At 62.8% G+C, this 23,079-nt stretch carries 19 protein-coding genes; 9 read left to right on the forward strand and 10 right to left on the reverse strand.

Going from position 1 to position 23,079, the window contains the following annotated elements:
• Positions 1-9 precede the first annotated feature (9 nt).
• Positions 10-1,173: an erythromycin esterase family protein gene (locus ASH04_RS25385; RefSeq protein WP_057474981.1), complete on the reverse strand. Its 1,164-nt coding sequence runs from the start codon at positions 1,171-1,173 to the stop codon at positions 10-12.
• A gap of 86 nt (positions 1,174-1,259) precedes the next feature.
• Between ASH04_RS25385 and ASH04_RS25390 the strand changes: the two genes are divergently transcribed.
• Positions 1,260-1,970, forward strand: coding sequence for a MerR family transcriptional regulator (locus tag ASH04_RS25390; protein ID WP_048320286.1), 711 nt, complete (start codon positions 1,260-1,262; stop codon positions 1,968-1,970).
• A gap of 48 nt (positions 1,971-2,018) precedes the next feature.
• Here ASH04_RS25390 and ASH04_RS25395 read toward each other — a convergent pair whose 3' ends face one another.
• From ASH04_RS25395 to ASH04_RS26840, 4 genes are all read right to left on the reverse strand, one after another.
• Complete coding sequence (locus tag ASH04_RS25395; protein WP_057474927.1) at positions 2,019-3,137, reverse strand: hypothetical protein; 1,119 nt, start codon at positions 3,135-3,137, stop codon at positions 2,019-2,021.
• Positions 3,138-3,314: 177 nt separating this feature from the next.
• Positions 3,315-4,349 (reverse strand): hypothetical protein, encoded by a 1,035-nt coding sequence (locus ASH04_RS25400; RefSeq protein ID WP_057474928.1) that lies wholly within the window; start codon positions 4,347-4,349, stop codon positions 3,315-3,317.
• The gene (locus ASH04_RS25405; protein ID WP_032384289.1) at positions 4,346-5,656 is read right to left on the reverse strand and encodes a hypothetical protein; all 1,311 of its coding nucleotides are present in this window, start codon (positions 5,654-5,656) and stop codon (positions 4,346-4,348) included. The genes ASH04_RS25400 and ASH04_RS25405 overlap by 4 nt, the downstream gene beginning before the upstream one ends.
• A 504-nt stretch (positions 5,657-6,160) precedes the next feature.
• Entirely contained in the window at positions 6,161-6,385 is a 225-nt protein-coding gene (locus tag ASH04_RS26840) for a hypothetical protein (protein ID WP_162247567.1), read from the reverse strand.
• A 636-nt stretch (positions 6,386-7,021) separates the two neighbouring features.
• Here ASH04_RS26840 and ASH04_RS25420 point away from each other — a divergent pair.
• From ASH04_RS25420 to ASH04_RS25440, 5 genes are read left to right on the forward strand one after another with little or no spacing between them, the layout of a single operon-like run.
• Entirely contained in the window at positions 7,022-10,372 is a 3,351-nt protein-coding gene (locus ASH04_RS25420) for a DUF4132 domain-containing protein (protein ID WP_057474929.1), read from the forward strand.
• Complete coding sequence (locus ASH04_RS25425) at positions 10,369-11,451, forward strand: AAA family ATPase (protein ID WP_032384291.1); 1,083 nt, start codon at positions 10,369-10,371, stop codon at positions 11,449-11,451. The genes ASH04_RS25420 and ASH04_RS25425 overlap by 4 nt, the downstream gene beginning before the upstream one ends.
• A 2-nt stretch (positions 11,452-11,453) precedes the next feature.
• The gene (locus tag ASH04_RS25430; RefSeq protein WP_145916617.1) at positions 11,454-13,646 is read left to right on the forward strand and encodes a DUF5682 family protein; all 2,193 of its coding nucleotides are present in this window, start codon (positions 11,454-11,456) and stop codon (positions 13,644-13,646) included.
• The gene (locus ASH04_RS25435; protein WP_057474930.1) at positions 13,643-14,830 is read left to right on the forward strand and encodes a VWA domain-containing protein; all 1,188 of its coding nucleotides are present in this window, start codon (positions 13,643-13,645) and stop codon (positions 14,828-14,830) included. The genes ASH04_RS25430 and ASH04_RS25435 overlap by 4 nt, the downstream gene beginning before the upstream one ends.
• Complete coding sequence (locus ASH04_RS25440; RefSeq protein WP_057474931.1) at positions 14,827-16,752, forward strand: hypothetical protein; 1,926 nt, start codon at positions 14,827-14,829, stop codon at positions 16,750-16,752. The genes ASH04_RS25435 and ASH04_RS25440 overlap by 4 nt, the downstream gene beginning before the upstream one ends.
• Positions 16,753-16,785: 33 nt before the next feature.
• On the opposite strand, the gene ASH04_RS25445 is transcribed toward ASH04_RS25440, so the two are convergent.
• On the reverse strand, positions 16,786-17,190 hold the full coding sequence (locus ASH04_RS25445; RefSeq protein WP_230591215.1) for a hypothetical protein: 405 nt from the start codon (positions 17,188-17,190) through the stop codon (positions 16,786-16,788).
• A gap of 159 nt (positions 17,191-17,349) precedes the next feature.
• Here ASH04_RS25445 and ASH04_RS27390 point away from each other — a divergent pair, with 159 nt between their 5' ends.
• Entirely contained in the window at positions 17,350-17,544 is a 195-nt protein-coding gene (locus ASH04_RS27390; RefSeq protein WP_032366129.1) for a hypothetical protein, read from the forward strand.
• A 636-nt stretch (positions 17,545-18,180) separates the two neighbouring features.
• Entirely contained in the window at positions 18,181-18,696 is a 516-nt protein-coding gene (locus ASH04_RS25460) for a hypothetical protein (RefSeq protein WP_032366131.1), read from the forward strand.
• A gap of 43 nt (positions 18,697-18,739) precedes the next feature.
• On the opposite strand, the gene ASH04_RS27395 is transcribed toward ASH04_RS25460, so the two are convergent.
• The 4 genes from ASH04_RS27395 to ASH04_RS25480 all read right to left on the reverse strand — a co-directional run bounded on the left by ASH04_RS27395 (position 18,740) and on the right by ASH04_RS25480 (position 21,796).
• Positions 18,740-19,372: a hypothetical protein gene (locus ASH04_RS27395; protein ID WP_143544810.1), complete on the reverse strand. Its 633-nt coding sequence runs from the start codon at positions 19,370-19,372 to the stop codon at positions 18,740-18,742.
• 159 nt (positions 19,373-19,531) lie between these two features.
• On the reverse strand, positions 19,532-19,927 hold the full coding sequence (locus ASH04_RS25470) for a hypothetical protein (protein WP_155290164.1): 396 nt from the start codon (positions 19,925-19,927) through the stop codon (positions 19,532-19,534).
• 251 nt (positions 19,928-20,178) lie between these two features.
• Positions 20,179-20,580: an ester cyclase gene (locus tag ASH04_RS25475; RefSeq protein ID WP_057474982.1), complete on the reverse strand. Its 402-nt coding sequence runs from the start codon at positions 20,578-20,580 to the stop codon at positions 20,179-20,181.
• A gap of 331 nt (positions 20,581-20,911) precedes the next feature.
• Positions 20,912-21,796 carry a PD40 domain-containing protein gene (locus ASH04_RS25480; RefSeq protein ID WP_057474932.1) on the reverse strand — a complete coding sequence of 295 codons (885 nt, stop codon included), beginning with the start codon at positions 21,794-21,796 and terminating at the stop codon, positions 20,912-20,914.
• A gap of 702 nt (positions 21,797-22,498) precedes the next feature.
• Here ASH04_RS25480 and ASH04_RS25485 point away from each other — a divergent pair.
• Positions 22,499-22,921 carry a hypothetical protein gene (locus ASH04_RS25485; RefSeq protein ID WP_057474933.1) on the forward strand — a complete coding sequence of 141 codons (423 nt, stop codon included), beginning with the start codon at positions 22,499-22,501 and terminating at the stop codon, positions 22,919-22,921.
• Positions 22,922-23,079: the final 158 nt, after the last annotated feature.

Below are 23,079 nucleotides of genomic sequence, written 5' to 3' on the forward strand. Positions count from 1 at the left end.
TTGGACGGGTCACCAGTATTGGTGTCGGTGCCCATCGGTGTCGGCGATGAACACGATCGCGTCGGTTCCGGATAGGTCTGCGGGAGAAAGTGGCAGGTGGCCCGGAGCGATCGGCGTACCCGCGGTAACGGACTCGGGCAGTGCGCTGCGTAGTGCGTCCGCCGGGAACAACGCGCGTCGGTCTGTGGCATCGGCCAACATGGCCTGCAGTGTGCCGACGGGTGCCGACGGGTTGGCGTCGGTTGCGATGAATACGTATTCATCGCCGAGGTCGTGGGCCACGAGCGCACCGGCTGCAGCCCAGCTCGCCTCGCCCGGTAACGCCGAGTCGCCGCGGCGCAGGTGCGAGTTGTGCGCGAACACCAGGGTCGGCCCGCGACCGCGTTCACGCGTGACGATGTCGCGGAGATTGTCGGCCATCATTTCGGCGCGTATGCCGAGTAGTTGCCCGATGCGATCGGGGGCGGTACTCGCCATGGCCGCGTGATAGCGAAGCAAACCCTGCGCAGCGCGCGCGTGCGCAGACACCTCCCACGGCGCGTCCAGTGGTGCAGCGGCGGCCAGTCCTTCCGCGATCGAGCCGAGAACCTGGGCTCTGTTGGATCCGCCGATCGACGCGGCGGCGTCGTACATCGCGTTCGGATCGGTCCAGTCGGCGTCGTCACCGAGGAGTTCGTCGAGGTCCCCTATGTGGGGAGGCAACACCTCTTCGGGGGCCAGGGCTTCCAATACGAACTTCAGGGACGGTCCGGGGCTCGGTGCTCCCGAGTACTCGACGGGCGCGTCGAAGCCATGAAATCGGACCCGGTCCTCCGGCGCGCACGCTGCGTTATGACCACGCAGCCATTCGAGCAGTTCACGGTTACCGGGAACTGCGCCGAACCCGTGACTGAAACCGGCCGACAACACCTCGTCGAGGCCCGCTGTTCCACCGGCCACGTAATCGTCGACGATGGACGCGGCGAAGATATCGGTCTCGAGCGCCACCGACCGGAATCCGCGAGCGACGAGATGGACGAGCAGCTCGTTGCGCAGGCTCGTGAAGGCAGGGATTCCGTGTGTCGGCTCACCGAGGCCCAGGAGGACGGCCGGACGCCCGGTCAGGAAAGCGTCGACCACGCGGCCAAGGTCTTCGCCGAGTTCTCGGGCGATGTTGTGCAGTTCTGCAGGCATATGTTCGACGGTATCGTTGAGCATTCCATTGAGACTTCGGCATCATGCCACCGGCTTAAAACCCGTTAACCCTCAATCGAGGCATTGTGAGACCCACCGATCTGGCCCGCCGACACGGACTGTCCACACAGGCGGTACGCAACTACGAAGAGGTAGGCGTCCTACCTCTCGCGGTCCGAAGTGACTCCGGCTACCGGTGTTACACGCTCATGCACGCTGCGGCGCTCGACGCGTTCGTGGCACTGCGCCGCGGACACGGGTACAGGCCGGCGGTCGACATCATGCGCGCAGTCAACGCCCGTGACGACGACTTCGCATACCGAACGATCGACGCCAACCATGCCGCTCTCCACTCCGAACGTGGCGTCTACAGCGAAACGGCCGCCGCCCTGAAGAGCCTGTCGACGATGGCACCGCGGCCGATCGACGGACGCCCGCTGACGGTGGGTGAACTCGCACGACGCCTCGATCTGCACCCGGCGACGCTGCGGGCCTGGGAAGCGGAAGGAGTCGTACAACCCACACGCGCCCCGACCACCGGCTACCGCGAATACGCCGCTGACGCCGTCCGGGACGTCGAGATCGCGCGGCAACTCCGGCGCGGCGGCTACCGACTGAGTCAAGTCGCGCACTTCCTTGAATCGTTGCGCGGTGCCGGAGGTGTCGACGAGTTGCGTTCCTTTCTCGACGCGTGGCAGGCGCGGCTGAGCGCGAGGGGCCGTGATCTTCTTGTCGGCGCGGCTCGGCTCGATGCTTATCTCCGTCTTCGAGATCGGGATTCTTCGAGTGTTGGGTGAACGCCGGCGACAACTACCGGATTGGCGTTTACCGGTGTGCAGACCGCGTCAGCGAGCTCTGTGTGCGGTCCACTCGGGGTGTTCCCCGTCGGTGTCGCACACCCACCCCTGGGCTTTGTCGCCGTCGGCTGCTGCGGTGTCGGTGAGCCAATAGGTTTCGTCGGGTGCCCATCCAGCGATGACACTCGCTGTGGCGTCGTCCACGGTGATGGCCGTCCCGGCTGAGGAGAGGTAGCCGCGGACGGTGAGGTGAATACCGTCGTACTGTTCCGCCACTCGTGGCCAGTCGGGAACGACCCATCGCCCGGCCCGCCCGGTAGCGCGGTACCAGTCGTGCCGCTTCTGCGCGGTGACCTCGACAGGGAACTCTCTGCATAGCTGCGCCCACGCCTGCGGGCCGTCGATCTCGTACGCGCGAACACCGCTGGGAACGCGCATGCGCCGCGAGACCGCCCGCTTCCATCCCATGCCGTCCTCGACGAACCACAGCGCCGCCGGGGTGCCATCGAACAACGAGCGAGTCGAGCTCCGTGTCGGAGGAACCGACCACCACTCTCCGGAAAAGCCCGTGGCCGGGTCCGCCGGCCGCACGGTCGCCGCTCGCACTTCTTCTTTCGCCGTGCGAGCACCGTAGTCGTGCAACGTCTCTGCGGTGGTCAGTGTGGCCGCCGGGGTATCCCGGAATTGCGCGTATGCGTTGTCCCACCACACGATCCACTGATCAGCAGTCGCGAGACCCGTCGACCACCACTGTGCGTGCGGCGTCGAGGCGACGTGTTCGGCTATCCGTTCCAGCTCACCCCGCACCGATGCGGTGGCGGCGAGAACGTCCTCACCGTTCGGTGGCTGCCAGTACATCGCGTGATCTACCGCTGCAGCAAGGACCGAACGCAGCACGCCGGCTGTCAATTCCGGGAGCGGCACCCGAGACAGGCGATCCGCCACATCCTCCGCTGTCACCACGGTCTGCCGCGCTTCCTCAGCACCGGGCCCGAACATCACCACTCCGGCACCTTGGTCGACGTCAAGGCGGTAGGACGCCAGGAACACCGCAGAGCAGAACGAATGCTCGACATCGACGGCCGAATCCTCTTCCGCGAGCAGCGCATACTCGAGGAGCAACCGACGACCACGCGGGCCCGCCAGTAACCAGTTGACCGCACTCATTCGTGCACCCTCTCAAACAGTCCATCAACAAGCCATCGAATAACAACGTCGCGCGCTCACCCCAACGGCATCTGCGCGGCGTCAGGACCCGTCGGAATGATCCGGCGTCGAGACTCGAGTAACACGAAAACTGTTGTGCTGCCGCAATATGCAGACCTCTACCGGTAGCCCGGCATATCAAGATTGGTCGTATTGCTCAGCTAGGTGCGGATTCAGTGGGGGTATGCCAACCACGTCTTGGCCTGGGTGGAGCGCGTGTTGGAGTTGCGTCACTGTCGCATCGGTCAAACTGCCCGGGCCCAGGCTTAATGCGCAGGCCCAGTCGAACGTCTCCGTGGACCATGCTCGTACAGGTGTCGGGTAGTGCCGCGTCCAGTTCACGGGGAGGAGCCAGTCCTCGCTGGATCGCGCGCGTCGCCACAGTCGGCCGGCACCTTTCTCGATATCGGCTTCGAAGCTGTCAGGATGTTCGGGATCTCGGCGCACCTCGGTCGGGGTGAAGTCGACCAAGACGTGTGCTCGTATCCGCTGCGCGCTGACGTTGTCGTGGAACCATTGCATGTTGTTTCTCGATCGTTCCACCTCACGCGCCCGATCCTCGGCGAACACGTTACGAGCCATTCTGGCCGGGCCGCTCCACACGAACGTCGAGTCCGAAAATTCGTCCGGCAGGGCACAATCGATGTATTCCGCACTGCCCTCCTCGGACTCCTGCTTCAACACGGCCCCGGTCTCGGTGTCGATCGTCAGAACCATCGGCGAGCCCTTGCTGCCGGTTTGCAGTTCCACCTTCCAGCAACGCCGTCCGATGAATTCGACCTCTTCGATAGGACGTGTAGGTCTGGTGAGGCCCGGTCGCGCCCAGTGTTCGACCGGGCGGGAGACGATCAGTTCTCGGCCCGGGTCGGGTATCCGGGTGTTGAGCTCGTTGGTTTCGATCGGATCATCGTGACCGGCTTCGAACACCCAACACTTATGGCCGTCGGCGATGAACAGCGGTTTCCCTTCCAGAGACTCCATGCGTGTCTGTCGACCGAAACGGAAGAGACGGACTTCGCCGAGCCCGAAACCCACGTACGACGGAACGATGCCGTAGTGCCCGTCGTAGACGTCTCTAGGACCGATGTCGGCGTGAATTGCGCGGGCGATACCCATGACCGGCCGCTGCGGACCGTCGACGATCTTCAGCAGCACTTCGACCCAATGCGTCATACGTATAACACCCCTCCGACGGCGCGCGACCGATCCGGGTACGCGCGGGTGTCTGCCTGCTCCATCAATTCGGTAGGGGCATAACAAGTTATATCTTCGAGACGTCGACCCTGTTCGTCGTACAGGTTGAGTCGAGTCACCACAGTGAGCCCCTCGTAGTCATCGTGGGTGAAACTGATGTGCAAGCGGCCGTGCGGCCAGTCGCCGATGAACTCGGCGCGGACGTCGTGCATTCTCTTCGAGAACCGCCGCCCGTCGAGTCGACGAATGCAGTAGCGGACGTACGACGCATGATCAGGCGGCTCGGGAGCGACGGGGCGGCAGTAGCCCGTGATGTCCAGATCGTCTATGGCTGTGTCGAGTTCGGACTCTGCTGTGTCTATCGAGAGCCGAACAAGGTGGCGGCTCGCACCGTCCACAGATCTGACAAGGAGCCAGAGTTGGTCACCGTATGCGGTGCCTTCGTAGGCCCGGACTTCCGGCAGTTCGATCTCACACACGGGCGTCGAGGAACCGGCACGGAATGCCTTCGCGATAAGAACACCGCCGTGCCTGCCTGTCACGCCCCAGTGCCATCGGACGCCGTCGCCGATCGCGCGCTTGCGGCGGTGCAGCTCGTTGTAGGTAATGTCCGCGTACTCGCTGGTGTGCCACGCGCCGTCGGCCCGCGATCGAGGGTAGTCGTCGAGTTCGATGCGGGTCGTGCTCGCGTCCAGCGGTAGATGGATCCACGACTTGGATTGTTGGAGAACATATCCTGCCGGAGTGGGGGTTCCGCGATAGGTGCGCGACCATGGGGTGTGCTCGACGGCGAGGTGGACCGACTGTTCGTCGAAGTCGGCTGCGACTAGAACCCCGTCGACGTCGATCGGAGACGTGCCTCCGCCCGGGTGAGCCAGGAGCAGAGGTGGTCGCGATCGCGGGCGGGGGAGCGGCGGCTCGTCCGCGGTGCGAGCGACGTCGTCACGCGGGCGTGTGGGTCGAAAACACCATGCTCCGGACGATCCCGCTGTCAGCAGATGTGAGCCCTCGAGATACTCGGCGTGATGTACCCCGTCCACGGTCACGCAGGCCAGAACATCGGTTCCGCGGTACTGCAGCCAGACACGGTCTGCGTGGGAGGCAATCGTCAGTGCAGGTGATGGTGAGGGTATCTCCGGCCAGGACACGATCCGATCGATGTGTCCGGATGTCGGTTCGAGAAGCGCTGCGACAGGCTGGGTTTCGTCGATAACCCACAGCCGACCGGCAGCGAAACGAATATATCGTGGGCGCAAGAGTCTGCGCTCGGACGACGGGGCGCTCATGCGCCTTTCTGCAGTGTCATGATCGCGACACTACCTCACCCCGTTCGGGTCGTGGTCGATTCACAGGCGGGGAAACTAGATCGGGAGCTCGTACCCACCGATGTTCACCGAATGCGTCAGGTCACCCTCCTCGCCCCTCAGCGCTACTAAAGCCTGCGCAGTGGTTTCGCTCCCAAGGTTGGAACTGAAGCCGGGGGAGTTATCGAGGACGGCAACACCTCTGTGTCGGCTGGTAACGCAGGACGCAGGGCGGCGGACACCAATAGATTTATGCATTCCGCTGTTCGCCACCTATAAGCACATCGTTGGTCGATATTCGCGCGTCGATGTCGGCACCGCAATCGGACTGCTGGGATGTGCGTCGAAGGAGGCCAATTCACGGTGCGGATGCCGGTTGAACCGCCCGCTCGACTCGGAGCAGAACCGCAGGTGCTCGACGAAAATGGATTCGATCACGCTGTTGATCCTGCCAGCTCGCAGCCGGTCGGAGCGACCATGCACCGCCTAATCATCACCCCCGATCGCGTAATTGATACGACGCGGCGCATTGGGGTCGCGTGGAGGTGGCTTCTGGCGTTCGAGGGCCGTCTCGAACCATCCGCCAGGTGGAATCTCGATCTCGGGTGTAGTCCTGTCGTCGAGGTCGAACTGGGTGCCCGTATCCGGATCGGCCTCGTCCCACAGCTTTCTCACTTCGGATGTCGCCGAGACGAATTCGCTCGCGTCCACACTATGACGTGTTTCGGCGATCCCGAAGTGCGGCCAAGCGAAATACACATGCAAAGGACCGGCGGGCGGGACGGGTTCCAGAATGAGGCCGGCTCGACTGTGCAGGCGGTTTCCTCCACCGCCGCTGGGGCTCAACCCCGTTCGCCTGCCGGGAAGGTTTGTGGAGACGGTTCCGTCGACATCCTCGAAACCGACGAGCATCGGCGGAGTGTGATTCGACTCTGGTCTACCGAACCCGTACATACCCAGCAAGCGATCAGATTCTCGGACACAGGCTTCGACCGAGAAGGTCATGCATGTGCTGTAGACCCGTGCACCGCTGAGCCACGCACCGATCCTCTCCGTTTCGGCCAGAATCAACCTCAGGGGCACTACGGCCGGGATTTCGTTGATGGGCACGCCGCGAAAACGCGGTGGGGGGCCGGACGCGGGTGTGTCGTTCACGACCGTCACTCTCCCGCGGACCGATGCGGTGCGCAAGGCAGAAATTCGTTCCGCATGCCGTCCGGTCGGTTTTGCTTTCGCCGCCCACACTTCGCTGCCAGACCACGCGGTACGAGATCACCGGTGGGCGATCGTTCTGCCCGCTATCATTCTCGGCACGTCGCCGAACAGTGCGGGACCTCGAGGAGATGCGTGAGCCACAGTACGTCCGAGTCCGAGTCGAAGTCCGTGCCGCCGCTGACGTGGCTACCGATGAAATATCCCCGACGCGGGGGTTATCGCGCCAGCGTCGCGCCGGTCGATCCTGACGCAGGCGTCGAACTAGCGAAGATCGAGACCGACGAACTCAGCCTCCAGTACGCGTCCTGGTACCTCGTCAACGACACCAACCCCGACGAATTGACGATCGCCGCCAGGAAGTACCAGGCAGGCGACGTCTCGGCTCTTGGTGCCGCCGCTCTGTATTTTCTCCTGAACCGATTCGTAAGTCGCGACGAATTGCGAGTTGTCTCGATCATCGACGGCTGGGTGGCCAGGCACGGCTTGGTCTTCGCGGTCGAGGCGCTTCTGGAGTTGTCCGACATGCGTTTCGTGAGCGAAAGGGTGCTGGTTGCGGACCTCCCGGAAGGTGCCGTAATCAGCGTCGTTTCTCACGGTCATGCCACGCCGGACGCGGTGTTCGAAATGCCGAAGTACACGACGCGAGAACGTTTCGCGCAGGTGGATGGGTACGACGAGCAACTGACCTATTCTCCGCGCGAGTACATGCTCGAGCGCATGCGCGGGTTGATCGCGGTGGCGTCGGACGAGGACTACGCGGCGGCCCGAAGCGTGGCATCGACGCTGCGAGGCAACACCGTACGAAAGCTGACCGCTACGTTCATCTTCCCGACCGAGCTGGAGTGGTCGGAGGAGTTGATCATGGTGGTGCGTCCTCAGTCCTACCACTGGAGCACGCAGCTGATGGTCTCGGCGAACACGCCAGAACAGCTTCATCGAAGCGATGACGCCTACGGGCACCGGCGGTGGCTGCTCGACGATGCGATGACAGCAGCGGTGGTGGATGGTATCGGCCCGCCGATACTGCCTGTGTTGCTGGACGCTTTCGACACGCCGAATCCGTACGGAAACGCGCACGACGAGTCCTGGCTTCTGCGAATACTGCACGCCCTTTCGGCTATCCCCACCGACGATGCGTTCGAGGCTCTGGTCCGACGTGGAGGGATGAAGAACGGGCAGCCAATCGTCCTTCGGGCGATGCAGAACTATCCGCGTCGAGCGTTCCGTGTTCTTGTAGAGGCTGATTCGGGATTGTTCGATCGCCACGTACGGCGGGATCCGGACTTGGCGCGCGAGATCGCCTCCACGTTGCCGGAGAGAGCGCAACGCAGGATCGCAGAACTGACAACCTTGTTGCCGATGGCGACCGACCTTCCGTCGATCCTCGTCAGTCCGCCGTGGTCGACGCGCAAGAAGATGCCCGACGCGACCGCCATCACAGGGCTCGAAGTCCCTGATCTTCACAAAATGGCCTGGCTGCCAGGCGAACTCGAGGCCATCAAGAACAGGCCGGGAGATTACTCCTATACGACATGGGACAGTTACAAGCAGTACATTCCAGACCCGTCACCGACAGGTGCAGGGGGCCGGTACGCCTGGATCATTTTCCTCATCGCGCCGGACGAGATTGCCCGACCGTTCCTGACTGATTGGGAGGGAACAACTCTCAAGGATCCGCTGCGTGTCGTTGCGCGTTACGAACTCGACGCCTTACCGCTCATGCTCCGCTTCACACGAGCTCACCCCGGTGCAGCGGCACCCTATCTGATGCCGTACGTCGACCTCGATGTCGCGCGCGTGCACGCGACGATGTTCGCCACCCGGAAGAACTTGCGCAAGCCCGCTTTGGCATGGCTCGTCCGGCATGCGGCGGACGCAGCAACGCTGTTGATCCCCGACGCGGTGGGAAAAGCTGGGGCGCAGAAAGATCACGCTGCAGCAGCATTACGCGGACTCGCGCGCGCCACCTCACGAGACACAGTGCTGGCCGGAGCAAACAGGTACGGAGACGACGTATCGGCAGCGATTGCGACCATCGTCGATCTCGATCCGCTGGAAGTACTACCGAAGCGCATTCCGAAAACACCGGCCTGGGCCGACGCGCCGTCGCTGCCGCCGATACTGACCGCGGACAGGTCCGCTGCTCTGCCTGATTCCGCCACGGCGCATATCTTGACGATGTGCGCGGTAAGCACAATCGATGCACCGTACGCAGGGCTCGAGACGGTGACCTCGTACTGCGATCGCGGGTCACTCGCCGACGCAGCGTGGGAGCTCTTTCAGCGATGGTGGGGAGCAGGTGCGCCCTCGAAAGACAATTGGGTGATCCTCGCACTCGGGTGGCTGGGCGACGACTCGACAATCGGAAAACTGGCCCCGCTCATCCGGCGTTGGCCAGGCGAGAACGGGACTGCCCGAGCGCAACTGGGGCTGGACGCTCTGGCTGCGCACGGCTCGACCCGGGCCCTCACCGAATTGGACCACATCTCACGGAAGATGAAATTCAAGTCCCTCAAGGTCGGCGCGCAGCAGCGGGTCGCCGAGGTCGCAGAAAGCCTCGGTCTCGATCGTGAGCAGTTGGCGGACCGCATCGTCCCCACTCTCGATTTGTCGTCGTCGGGAACCATGATGTTCGACTACGGCGAGCGATCCTTCACGGTCGGCTTCACCGAAGCACTTGTTCCATACGTGCTCGACGAGAATGGCAAGAAGACGACGAGCCTGCCCAAGCCCACCACCCGAGACGATGCCATCCTCGCGGAGGAAGCCAAGACACGCTTCGCCGCGCTCAAGCGCGAAGCCAAAGCTGTTGCAACCGAACAGATCAAGCGCCTCAATCGGTCGATGGTGATCGGACGCCGTTGGACCGCCGACGAGTTCACCCAATACGTGCTGGGACATCCGCTCTTGATCCACGTAGCTCGTCGTCTCCTGTGGGCGTCGTTCGACGACAACAACAAACCTGCAGTGGTGTTCCGGGTCGCGGAAGACAGCACCCTCGCAGACGTCGACGACGATGCCCTCGAGCTTCCCGACGGCCGGATAGGTCTGGTTCATCCGGCACACATACCCGACACGGTCGGGACGTGGTCGAACATATTCGCCGATTACGAAATACTGCAGCCGTTCCCACAGTTGGGCCGACCGGTCCACGACCCGCTGCCAGGCGACATCGACGGCAGTGGCCTGGCCAGGTTCACGGGGGTGACTGCGACCCCGAGCCAGGCCCTCCGGTTGACCTACCGCGGATGGGAACCGGTGTGGGAGAACCCCGTGTCCTGGGGTCAGGGCTTGCTCTACCAACTGAGCGACGATGTCTCGGTGCTGCTGGGACTCGAACCGGGGATGGGGACGGGTGATCCCTACAACGGATACCCGGACCAGAAGCTCGTCGAGGTGAGCTTGCGAGGAGGGACCTTGAACGACGTCGACCGTGCGACCGTCTCGGAACTCATCGCCGATCTGGATGGGTTCGCGTCGTGACGACGGGAGTACAGCGGCCACCTGCCGAGGAGCGGTATGCAGACGAGCTCGAGCGACTCGCCGACGAGGACAGCGGTCCGCGGCCACCTGGGTGGAAATTGAGTCTGCAGGCGGCCCGCAGCTTCGTGATGGGCGACGCCCACCGCGGAATCGTCGCCAAGTATGTCGGTAACCCGTCACTCGTCGAACGCTCGCTCGTCACCTTGGCGACCACACGCGGATTGATGTTGGTCGGTGAACCAGGTACTGCGAAATCGATGCTGTCCGAACTCATTGCGGCTGCGGTCAGTGGAGATTCCACGCTCACCATCCAAGGAGGCGCTGCAACCACCGAGGACCAGATCAGGTACTCGTGGAACTACGCGCTGTTGGTAGCCGAGGGCCCTTCCCCACGATCGATGGTTCCGGCACCCATGCTGCGTGGGATGTCCGAGGGTCGGATCGTGCGTTTCGAGGAGATCACCCGATGCCCACTCGAAGTGCAGGACACCCTGCTGTCGCTGTTGTCCGAACGTGTTCTCGCGGTGCCAGAACTCACCGGAACGGACGCGATGGTCTACGCGCGTGAGGGATTCAACGTCATCGCGACGGCAAATACCCGCGACCGAGGAGTGAACGAAATGAGCGCCGCGCTCAAACGTCGCTTCAATTTCGAGACGGTACATCCGATTGCAGATTTCGACACCGAGCTCGCGCTGGTGCGGGCGGAGTCGGCGGCGCTGTTGCGCGCGTCCGGGGTGGGGATCGATCAAGATCCGGCGGTCGCGGAACTTCTCGTGACGCTGTTCCGTGACCTGAGATCGGGATTAACCGAAGCCGGTGCTCCCGTCGAGCGGTTGTCGTCTGTGATGAGCACGGCTGAGGCGGTCTCGCTCGCGCATGCCACCGGAATTCGCGGCTGGTACATGCGCGGTGATGCAGGCACGTTCACCGATCTCGCGGAGTCCCTGGCCGGCACCGCGGCGAAAGACAACGCCGAGGACACAGCGAGGTTGCGTCGCTACATCGAGCAGCGATCGTCCTACCGATCGAGCGAGGCGTGGCGCGAGCTGCGCGAAGCTCACGCACGTCTGAGCTAGTGGTGGAACGTCACGATGGCGACGAGGTGGCCGTCATCGGCGTGCGGCATCACAGTCCTGCCTGCGCGCGCGTGGTAGCCGAGACCATCGAACGATTGAGGCCGGCCCACGTCTTGATCGAAGGTCCGGCCGATTACACAGACCGCCTCGGCGAGTTGACGCTCGGACATCGACTTCCGATCGCGCTGTTCTCACACGCCCGCAGGGGTACACACACCCAGGTGGCCTGGAATGCCTACACCGAGTTCTCGCCGGAGTGGGTAGCGATGCAAGCGGCCACTGGAACGGGTGCGTCAGTTCGGTTCATCGACCTTCCGTCGTGGCATCCCGACTTCGATTCTGGGCCTACCGAATACAGCCCAGCCGCTGTGGATGCAGTCGAGCAGATGGGCCTCGACACCATCGATGCGATGTGGGACCACGTCGTGGAAGCCCGGGCAGGCGCGCTGACGACCGAAGAGATGCGAGATATCCTCGACAGCTACTTCATCCTGATCCGCGGTGATGGTGTCGACGTCTCCGAACGCGAGAAGTACATGGCATCCTGGGTGAAAGCAGCTCGTGAGCAGGGTGGTTCGGTCGTCGTCGTCTGCGGCGGATTCCACCGTGCCGGGATCATGTCGGAGCTCGAGACGGGACCACCGGCCGATGACAGCTGGCCGACCGTTCCGAGTCCGGAGTCCGCCCTCGACGTCGGAGGCTATCTGATCCCGTACTCCTACCGTCGCCTCGAACTCGAGGGACCGTGGTGGTACCAGCAGCTTTGGGAAAATCAGGCTCATGCGTCGGACACCGCGATCGAGGCCGTCGTGCTGAACCTGCGGGCCCGCGGGCACCGGGTTTCCACCACCGACTTCGCCGGATTCCGAACACAGGTCCATGCGCTGGCGGCGATGCGAGGTCACTCGGTGCCCACGCGTCGTGACGTACTGGACGGTGCTGCGAGCACACTCGTCGACGAGGCCATTCCCTCACCGCTGCCGTGGACGCGTGCGGGTGAACCACTCGGTGTCGAAGCTGACCCGGTGATCGAGGTATGCATCCGAACGTTGAGGGGAGAGCGGCGAGGGGAACTGCATCCTGACGCCCCGGCACCTGGGCTGGTCCATCACGTCGGCATGCTGCTCGAAGAGTTCGAATTGACCACCGGGACTTTGTCTCTGGATCTCACTGACGAACGCGAGCGTTCGAGAAGTCGCGTGCTGCATCAGCTACGACTACTCGGCATTCCTGGCTTCGAGCGCTCTGCCGGACCGAGCGGTGTCTCCGAGGTGCGGTCGATCGACGAGTGGGTGATCACCGACCACGGCGGCCGAGTTCCGGCACTCGTCGAGGCCGCCGCGTACGGGCACACGCTAGTGGACGCGGCGGGTGCAGCGCTCGTCTCCGCGTTGCGGTCAGCGGGCAAAGACATGGCTGCCGTCGCGCGAATTCTGTTCGACGCAGTCTTGAGCGGACTCGACGACGTATCTGATACGTCAGCATCGGCGGCGATCCAATCGCTGGACAACGCAGTCGATCTCGCCGATACCGGGCTACTTCTGCGCACTGCCCTCGATCTGTGGCGACACGATTCGCTGTTCGGGAGTCGGGGTTCGGCGCTGCTCGGAGAAGTGGTGGCAGCCGCGTCGCCCAAGGTGCTTACGCTCGCCCGGCGAGTCCGAGCAACAGGGGGCGCAGATCTCCGTCGAATCGCGGCTGTCGCGGCCATCGCCGATGCCATGCAGTACGCAGGGCACCTCTTGCGCGATGACCCGTCTACAGAATTGGATCTGCTGGCGCGTGACAGCGGTGCCGCAGTGGATATGAGGGGATCGGCTCTGGGCGCGTCGTGGACTCGAACCACGCCGGAAGATGCGGCGGCTGCCGTGCGGTCCATACCCTCGGATCGGCTCGGCGACTGGCTGTCCGGTCTCTTCGGCGTCGCGCGTGAACGTTTTCTCGATGCCGGTTCCGGTGACGCAGTGTTGACGGCCGTCGACGCCGTCGTAGGACGGATGACCGAGCATGATTTTCTGACTGCACTGCCTGCCCTGAGGCAGTCCTTCGAGTTCTTTCCTCCGCGTGAACGCGAGGTCATCGCTCGACGCGTGGCACCAGCGCCTGCCGGCCCGTCCATTACGGCCTCGGGACTGTCCGGCGAGCTACTGGACGAGCGAGTCGATCGTGCGCTCGCGAACATTGGATTGCAATGAACTCCGAGCGATGGCGATTGATCTTGGGTGACGCCAGCTCCGGTGCACTCGGTGACCCTACAGGTATTGCGGCAGAACAGGATTCCGCGCTGGAATGGCTGTATGGCCGCGACGCGGCCCGTGCCGCCCAGGGCGTGCGCTCGGGTGGTTCACGCGCTCGAGCAGGCGGTGCTCTGGCGAAGGGGCAAAAAGGCGAGGGTAGGGCACTGCACCGCGACCGTCGCGGACGGCCGAGCGGAGTCGGGACAACGGTGGTGAGCGCAGTGGATTGGCTCGACGACATCCACCGCTTGTTTCCGCGTGAGACAGTTCACCGCCTCGAAAGAGACGCAGTCGAGAAATACGAGATCACCGAGGTGGTCACCGATCCCGAGGCTCTCGAGCGAATCGAACCGAGTGTGACACTCCTTCGTGCGGTATTGCGAACGAAGCATCTGATGGACCTGCGGGTTCTCGCGCTGGCCAAGAAGGCTGTCGACACGGTTGTGAAAGAGCTGATCGAGAAGCTGTCCGTCGACGTCCGCAAGACCTTCCACGGCACGCGCAGCCGGCAGGGCACCTCCTTCCGGAACTCTCGCAACTTCGATTTTCCTGCAACGGTTCTCGCGAACCTCAAGCACTGGAACCTCGAGACACGATCCATCGCGATCGAGAAACCACTGTTCACTTCGCGCACCCGGCGACGCACTGACACCTGGACACTCATACTGCTGGTCGACCAGTCAGGATCGATGATCGATTCTGTCGTCCATTCCGCCGTCACAGCGGCATGCTTCTGGAACGTCCCTGGTCTGCGAACGCACCTCATCGCGTACGACACCAACGTTGTCGACCTCACGTCGGGGGTTCTGGATCCGGTGGAATTGTTGATGGGAGTGCAACTCGGTGGCGGCAACGATGGTGCCAAGGCTGTGGACTATGCGGGGCAGCTGGTCGAGACTCCCCGCCGAACCATCGTGGTGATCATCTCCGATCTGTACGAGAGTCAAGCGGATCGGTTCGTGCGCAGCGTATCTCGCTTGACCGACGAGGGCGTGCGAGTGTTGGCGTTGGCAGCACTCGACGAGTCCGGCGAACCCGACTACGACCGAGAGATCGCCCAGCGTCTAGTCCGGCTGGGGGTGCACGTGGGGGCGATGACACCGGGCGGGCTCGCGGAGTTCGTCGCCGGGTGCATCCGATGAACGCCGAATCCATCCGACCGGACGTGGCGGCGCTCACCGACGAGGCACTGGTGCTCGTCACCAATCGTGGCCTGGTCAAAAGAGCAGTGCGGATGGTCGAGGAGAATCCACCGGACTTGTCGGCATCAATCGAACGCATCGTCGCCCGGTTCGCCGACGGCGTCGTGACCGAGCTCCCGGCTTCGTTGCCGTTCACCGACGCGTCATGCTCCTGCGGCGCGAGCTCGGCGTGCAGGCATCGCCTCGGTCTGGTGCTCGCCTATCGTGCGAGATTCGGTACCGATGTCGGCGGACCGGAATGGACACCAGGGGAATTCGACGACACACTTGTCGAATCGCACGTCGGTGCGGCCGCCATGCGGCGGGCCAGGCGCATCCGTGGCGAGGGTTATCAGGCGACAGTGCATCGCCCCGAGGGCACCGACTCGATTGTGCGTGTCGAGTTGCCGCACTGCACAGTTCGATTCTTGACACCCCACGATGTGGGTCACACTCATTCGTCGGCATCCGAGCATGCAGCGCCGGAGTCGATCGCCCTTGCGGTGTGGGCCGTACGAGCGGCTGACGAATCGGGTAGCGACGAGGTGTTCGTCAGTAGTGCTGGTCTAATTCAGGATTCGGCTAATTCCGCTCTGGCCAAGGTTGTTGCCCGAACTATCCTCTTCGACGGACTGGCCGGGGCGTCGGGTGTGCAACATGCATCGGCAGTGAGGGTTACTCGTTCGGCCGAGGCATCGTCGACGGTGTGGCTCGCCGACGCCTGTGGGGATCTGGCCGATCAGGTCGAAGCCTATGCCGCAAGGAATGCCCGTCACGACCGAATCCGGGTGGCGTCGCTGATCGCAGAGATCCACGCGCGAGTTCAGCTCGGAGGGGCGACCGACTCGGCGCTCGCCGGAATGGCATTGGGAACCGAGACTGCGGGCGAAACTCCGCTCAGACGTTCACGTCTGGTCGGTTTGGGTGCCCGCGTAACGGCCAATGGTGACGCCGTAAGTGTCGACGTCTACTTCTCCGAAATCGATACGAATGCCGTTTATCTGATGCGGCATCAGTGGCCGGGGGAGTTGCTTACCGGTCATGCGGTGGCGGGGCGCAGAGTTGCGGGGACGACTATCGGGGCGTTGGCTTCGTCGACCATCGTCACCGAATCGGCTGTTCGGCGCGCGAACCGTTCGATTCGATTGGGACGTAGAGGTATCGGCAAGACATCGATCCTTCCCCTCGGGGCCGACGCTTGGGCTGATTCGGCTGCCCTCTCCTCGGACTACGACGATGTGCGTCGACAGTTGACCGAACGCAGGCCGTCGTTCGCACGGAACCGTCTGGTGACGGATGGGGTCGGCATAGTGAGCGTCGACGCTGTGGTCGACACCGACTACTCTCCGGCAGGTCAGACGTTGACGGTGGTGGTCGCGGACGGTAAGGGAAGTCAGGCACAGATCGTGGTCGAGCATCGAGCGGAGGCTCCCGGTGCTATCGACGCGGTTCTCCACGCGATGTCGTCGGGTCCGCGGGCGGTGGCAGGTCGAATGAGTGCCCGGTCAGGGCAGGTCTGCATCACGCCGTACTCGATTGCGTGCGATCTCGGTGTGGTCGTGCCTGATCTCGCGCCTCGTGTGGGTATGTCGAGTCTGATCCGCTCGGCGGGCGAGGTAGGTCAGGATCGCGTCGTCGATGCTGTTGCAGGATGTCTGTCGACCCTGGCGGATCTCTCGCACCGTGGCTTGCGGTTCGTGTCGGAGGCTGACGTGGTTGCGATTCGCGGGCGTGCTGACCTCTCGAGATCGGTAGGTATGAAGTCGACGGGTCTGTCGCTCGATCGCCTTGCCGATGCACTCACCGGCCACGACCTGGAGGCATCCGCAGACGCATGGGTGCGTGCGGTTCTACGCTTGGTGGTCGCCGATGAATTTGCTTGAGGGTCCATGCTCTCGGTCCGATAGTGTTCTCTATCAGTCCTTCTCGGATAGATCCCCTATACGCGTTGCGCGAAAGTTCTTGTCCTTCCACATGGCGACTCCATCGATGAGTTCCGCATGCATGAATCCGCCGTCGTCTCCCCACGGCCACGCGGTACCCGCTTCGGCCACTTCGTTCTGAACAAGGTCAGCCATCGACAGCAGCGCCAGCTCTACGTCATCGTCGACAGAAGCGCCGATCCCACTGCAGGCAAGTCTTCCTCGGCTGCCTCCGACGACCGTGACAGCGCTGTAGAGCCATACCATGCCGCTGTCCGATTCGTATTCGGCTACCCAGTCGATGTATTCGACATCGCCGCCGTACTGGCGTACGCGTAGATCGTGGACCAGACGATCGAGCGCATCGAGCCACGCATCAGGAAGATCCGAGTGCGTCACTTGGACGCCCCGCCGGGGCCTCCAATTCGCAGTCATCACTGACTCTCGATGCTCGGACAGCTGCACAGGCCGATTATGTCAGCCGTGTCGCTGCGTCGCTTCTGTTGTGCAACGTATCTGCAGGCCAGGACATGCGGCTTCGTGTGATCTAGTGGGCACATGGCGTGGGATCCGATGACGACCGATTCCCAGGACTCGGACGAACGAGGACTACGGGTGGCCGACGACGTCGGCGCAAGGGCGTGGCTCCTCGAAGAAATCGGAAAATTCGGCAGTGGTGTGGCCGCACTGGTTCCAAATCATCTTCCCGTCGTACGCGCGAATCTTTCACCCGGCGAGGACTATCGACGATGAACCGGTCACTTGGTCGGCCGTCTCCCGAGCCAACGGTCGGCTCGCGCACCCGGCAATGGAGTGGGGTTCCATCGTGGGTAGCTGGCACGCCGGTGGACAGGAGGGCATTTGGCACGAACCCCCAATCCAAGGTTCGTTGCCGACAAACACCACCCGGGCTTTGGCAGACACTCTCCGACGCTTCACACAGGCACTGGCGGAGTGCCGGTTCGGGCACTGGGAAGGATCTGGGTATGTCGACTTACCGTCGAATGAGCTTCACTGCCGGTGCCGTCTCGAAATGTGGTGCTCTTCGCAGGCAGTATCGGCCTCGCCGACACAAAGTTCGGTGCCAGCGCTCAGTTTCCCTTTGGAATGAGCGCCCACCTGTGGTGGCCGAATGATAAGGCGTGGTGTACGGCAACAGACATCGACCTGATGACGACCTACATCGGTGCGTCGACCTCGTGCATCGACGCAATACTCACGAACGTCGAGCTCGATTCGCTGGCCGTAGCTGTCACGCATAACTCGCCTGGGATACCGACACCGTCAACCCATAACCTGCTTGCCCGTAGATGAGGGGTTGCCGGTCAGAAAACTGGACGAGACCGATCCCCGGCCCCAACGAAAGGCCCTTACCGTAATGTCCATTTCGTGACTCGAACTTGGACCGTGCGAACCACAGTTGTCGGCGCTGCCCTCGGGGCTGCGCTGCTCGGTATGCCGGGGGTGGCGTCAGCCCACCATCAGGAGTTCACCCCATTCCCATACAACATTTCGCTCGGCAAAGAGATGTCTTTACCGTGCGCAGGCGAGGTGGGCGGCGACGTGTACACACCGCACGATCGGCCGGGCATCGCGGTTGTCACGCTGACCTGGCGGACATTCTTCACCAGCGACTGTCCACTCACCGTGTTCGTGAACATGAACAACTTCGATGCACCCTGGGCCGACCCGTACAGCGATGCCAAACCGACCGGGGGCTCGTGGATGGTGCCCCTCAACTCCGCCGCAATCGGATCCGTGCCCCCGGAAGGCGGCGAATGGAGCAAGCAGATAGCGATCGATATCGGTTCCGGTAGAGCGGGTTTGACGGTGACAACTGACGCACCGCTGAATACGACCTTGCTCGATCCGACCGGCAACACTGTCCGCTTCACCGTGACCTGACGCAGCCACGGTCGTAGGACGCACGGAAACCTCCAGGTCCCTGTTATGACGGGATCCACTCGATCTGCCACGGCGGAATCTCCCTCCGCGGTCGCACTTTGATCGCGCGAAACTTGTACCCATCCTGATCTGTGACGGACTCCCACTCGAAGTCGACCTTCTCGCCGACGATGAGGTCGTGGATGCCTCCTCGTATGTTGAACTGACCCATGCCCTGCGAATCGATCACCTCGTCAGGGTGCAGGGCACTCCAGTAAGTCCAACATCCGCCAGGGGTACCCGCGGAATCGATTACGCCCCAGCCTTCGTCGCCGTGCCAGGCGGACACGATGCCACTCGCCGCGGTCCCGATCCGCGGCTCTTCGGGGAAATCCAAGTCCGTCTCTTCTAGGACGTTGCCATCGGCGTCGATGTTCCACGCTGATGAGCCGGACGGGCGATCCACCGGCTCGACACCTGCCGGCCACGCGCGAAGTGTGATGAAGTTGTAGCTCTGGTCGAGCTCGCCGGTTGGTCGCCACTCGAATTCGACAACTTGGCCTTCGTCCAGGCTGGGGAATCCCGCAATCGCGACCGTCGCCCCAAATGTCCAGCATCCCCCTGGAGTGTCGTCCGAATCGATCACACCGTGCATCTCGCGCAGATTCCAGGTGCGGACCACTCCACGACTTGCCATGTGTCCAGTATGGCCGATACCGCAAAGTGGAATAGTGTTGTCGAGCACGGACTGTCCGACACTATTACCCCGCCTCATCTCTTCTGATCGCAACAGATCGACGGTGTTCAGCGGCTCACACACGCCAGGATGAGGCCGAGCAAGGACCGGGGCTGGAACCTAGACCTCTCCGAAGCCGTCCTGTGTTCGGGCGGCGCAGTCCGTCGTGGGAGCGAGAAGGTAGGCGAATAGGTAACTCGCCGCCGTTATCGCTGCCAGTGAGATCCACCAGGACGGGAATACATCTGTGTCAGTGAGGATTTCACTGCCAGCGACGACCAGCCAGCACAATGTGAGAGAGATCGCCAGCGTGACCGCTGCTGCGGTGCACGCGGCGAATCGGTGTCGCCAGGTGTGGTGAGATCGTGCGGCCCACATTCGGTTCGACCACAAGGCGAAGCGTCCACCACCGACTGCGATCACACCGACCAACAGTCCGGCGACGGCACCGCAGAACGCAGGAAACACCAGCAGCGCCAACCGGAGCAAGGTCCCTTCGAGGGCCCAGGGGAGCATGACACCCACCGCTGTGCAGGTACCGGTAAGACCAGCGACCCTTAGTTCTTTCTCGACCCAGTCCACTGTTCCACTAGAACACGGCGGAAATGCGCTTCGGTCTCGAAGCCGCTGTCTGACCGCTCACGTTTACATGTGGACCCGTTGACGCCGGACGTGACGCTGCAAAAGCGTAGATCTGACGACTTGCGCTACTGCCGCTGAACCGCGCTCGCTAACTCCTCGTATGTCTCTTCGCTGATCGCAGCCAGCTATTCTCCGCGGCCCAGCAGTTCACAGCGCAATGAAGCCTCGAGATCTCCCCAGCAGCGCGCGATCTTGCCGTCGTCATCGAGCCGGTACATCGCTAGTTCTTGGATCTGCACATACCGGCCGGTCGCCGCGATCCCATCGAACTCGCCGTGGTGGGTGCCGGTATCCGTCAGGCGAGCCGTCATCAACCGGCCCTCGACGACCAAGTCCTCCATGCACCAGCTGAAGTCGGGGAACGCGACTGTGATGTCTCGAAGGCCGTCGCGGTAGCCGTCGATGCCGCTGCGGACACCTTCGACATCGGTGGTGATGAATTCGTCGAGGTCGCCGAAACGCCGTTCGTTGCAGGCGGTGATGTAACGAGCGTAGGTACCGCGCGGATCGTCTGCGAAAGTCGCCATACCATCCACGGTAAAGGCCCCGCGTAGTCCTGGCCAGGACGACAGCGGATCAGCTGCACGAACAGCATTTCACCGTCGTCACTGCCTAATGGGCTGTTGTCAACGAGCCCGTTCGAGTCACCGTTACGGCGGACACCCCATGCCTGTATCGGTTACGTCTTGACCGGACTGTGCTGACGAGCAATTGTCGCCTGCGGCGGTCTACATAGCCAGTAGCGGAAAACTCGGTGCATGGACTGACCCGGTTCTCGGCCCTTGGGCGTAGTCGATCTTGCAGATTGAACGCGGGGCGAGGCGGAGCGAACCCCGAACATGCCAAATAGCTTGCGGGTCAACGTCCCCCGCTCACGGTCGGCATCTGACCGCTCAGAGAGCGTGGAGTCAGCCGCTTCTGGTCGGACCCGTCGGGGTTCATCGACGCAATCTCGGCCTGAGAGCCGGTAGCGACATCGGTCACCAGTTCACCCGTCTGTGTGACCGCTCGGTCGTACAGGATGCGCGAGCCGTCGGGCGTGAACTTCGGATGTACCGAGTAGGTATCGGTGAGAGGCGTGATCTCCCCTCCGGCGGAGGGCATTGCGTAGATCTCCGAGCCGTTGTTGCCGCCTCGGTTACTGGAGAAGACGAGCGTCGACCCGTCAGGCGAAAAGGCCGGGTCGGAGTTCCAGAACTGGTCGCGCAGAAGCACTGTCGATTCACCGCCGTCGGCAGGTACTTCGTTCAGGTAGCCGCCGGTGACGTAGACAACCCGTGAGCTGTCGGGCGAGAATGTCGCTCCGAACGCCGACTCTTCTTGCGCGATGACGTGTGCGTCGGACCCGTCGACGTTCATGATGTTGATGCCGCCGTTCGCGGTGAACGCGATCTTGGATCCGTCGGGTGAGAAAGCCGGTTGGTAGCCACCTTCGAATACCGATTTCGATTCACCCGACTCGAGGTCGAGGATCTCGATGAATCGGCCTCGGGCGTACGCGAGATGCTCGCCATCGGGGGAGAGGGCAGCGCCGTTCGCGTAGTTCGGGTCGCGGCTGTCTTCGCCCACGGTCGGGGTGACCTGACGCAAGCCGGAACCGTCGAGGTTCATGACGAACAGTTGGCCCCATCCGTCGTCGAATGCCACGACCACCGGTGTCGGCTCGGGTGCGGGCTCGTCGGCGCATCCTGTGGCGAGCAGTGTCAGCGCGACGAGTGCGAAGATCAGCCGGATCCGGTGCATCGGGAAATCATCTCAGAACTGCCAACGTGCAGAACCCTTCTACGAGGCGTGGCCTCTTGTCGAGGTCGTGAAACTGTCGTTCGACATGCCTCACTTGTCGATTCTCAGGGCTGTGCCTATCCACGGCGGTGCCCGCGGACAGGGATGTTGCATCGTGGAGTTCGATCGAAGAATTTTCGTGTCGGTGCTCTGTGCGACTCTGCACGGCATGGCGATCTGCATGGCGTGTGATCTGGAAATGCTCGATTCAGTGGGTTGCACGTGGCGGCCCAGTCGAATACCCAACGGCAGGAGCAAATGCCACGACTGCGGTGCCCCGCCGCGAACGCTTCACCACCCGGGGTGCGACGGCGAGCGGTGCAGATGTGGACAGATGCTGTCTTGCGGCAGCGGATGCGCGGTGGATGAGTGCGAACGTGAAGACGGCCACGACTACATCGACGGGAGCTGCAGGTGGTGCAACGAACCGTCCGGACAGCTCCGCGTCGTCGGCGGCGCATGACCCTACCGGCGGGTATCAGGACTTCCGACAGGACCCAATAGACCCCCCAAACTGCGAGGGACAAACCCGGCGCGGTCGCGGAGTTGTAGACGGTCAGGGTATCGGTACGTCGCGTCGCGGACCCAGAGGCGGAGGCATAGTCGATTTCTTTCCGTCAGGTGCTGGTTCGAGAGCGCACTGCACTAGGGCATCATGGGCCTATGAGTGATCTCGAGTACCTCGCCACTTTGCTCGCTGCGCTGGACGCGGAGATCGCGCGAGTTTCGGCCTCCGAAGCCGGGTCCGACGAGCAGGCGTCGGCCATCGACGACGCAGCCGCCGCTGTCTTCAGGTTGCGTGAGAAGGTCAAGGCCGGTTACCCCGGCAAGAAGGCCTACTACCTTGCGGCGTCGACCGATCCCCAGGGGATCAGAGTCGAGGGAATTTCTGCCCTGCACGGCAAACGCGCCCACGAACTGGTCCAAGACGGTGGTTGGATGCACGCAGATTCCAGCACTGTTCTCGATGCTCTCGATGACGACCAAATCAGTCGGTACCACGCGATCGCTGGACGCGGTGTAGCGCAGACGTTCCGGGACTCACGCGAATACTTGGCAGAGGCAACAGGTCTCGCCGAAAAGTAGACCCACGCATTGGTACGGCGAGTCGGCCCAGCCTTGGAATAAGGATTCCCGAAATCTGCTCGATTCCAATGACCAAGATGGCGCGCGATTGACTAATCGGATAGATGTCGAACGATGAGGGCTTATCCGTTCCATTGTGTATAGGCTCGACTGCAGAA

The sequence above is a fragment of the Rhodococcus sp. Leaf233 genome, from assembly GCF_001426165.1.
Taxonomy (GTDB): Bacteria; Actinomycetota; Actinomycetes; order Mycobacteriales; family Mycobacteriaceae; genus Rhodococcoides; species Rhodococcoides fascians.

Excerpts from the sequence above, each read along its gene's own strand:
- ASH04_RS25385 (WP_057474981.1), bottom strand. The coding sequence starts at position 1,173 with ATGCCTGCAGAACTGCACAACATCGCCCGAGAACTCGGCGAAGACCTT.
- ASH04_RS25395 (WP_057474927.1), bottom strand. The coding sequence starts at position 3,137 with ATGAGTGCGGTCAACTGGTTACTGGCGGGCCCGCGTGGTCGTCGGTTG.
- ASH04_RS25400 (WP_057474928.1), bottom strand. The coding sequence starts at position 4,349 with ATGACGCATTGGGTCGAAGTGCTGCTGAAGATCGTCGACGGTCCGCAG.
- ASH04_RS25405 (WP_032384289.1), bottom strand. The coding sequence starts at position 5,656 with ATGAGCGCCCCGTCGTCCGAGCGCAGACTCTTGCGCCCACGATATATT.
- ASH04_RS25435 (WP_057474930.1), top strand. The coding sequence starts at position 13,643 with ATGAACTCCGAGCGATGGCGATTGATCTTGGGTGACGCCAGCTCCGGT.
- ASH04_RS25440 (WP_057474931.1), top strand. The coding sequence starts at position 14,827 with ATGAACGCCGAATCCATCCGACCGGACGTGGCGGCGCTCACCGACGAG.
- ASH04_RS27390 (WP_032366129.1), top strand. The coding sequence starts at position 17,350 with ATGGCGTGGGATCCGATGACGACCGATTCCCAGGACTCGGACGAACGA.
- ASH04_RS27395 (WP_143544810.1), bottom strand. The coding sequence starts at position 19,372 with ATGGCAAGTCGTGGAGTGGTCCGCACCTGGAATCTGCGCGAGATGCAC.
- ASH04_RS25470 (WP_155290164.1), bottom strand. The coding sequence starts at position 19,927 with ATGCTCCCCTGGGCCCTCGAAGGGACCTTGCTCCGGTTGGCGCTGCTG.
- ASH04_RS25475 (WP_057474982.1), bottom strand. The coding sequence starts at position 20,580 with ATGGCGACTTTCGCAGACGATCCGCGCGGTACCTACGCTCGTTACATC.
- ASH04_RS25480 (WP_057474932.1), bottom strand. The coding sequence starts at position 21,796 with ATGCACCGGATCCGGCTGATCTTCGCACTCGTCGCGCTGACACTGCTC.
- ASH04_RS25485 (WP_057474933.1), top strand. The coding sequence starts at position 22,499 with ATGAGTGATCTCGAGTACCTCGCCACTTTGCTCGCTGCGCTGGACGCG.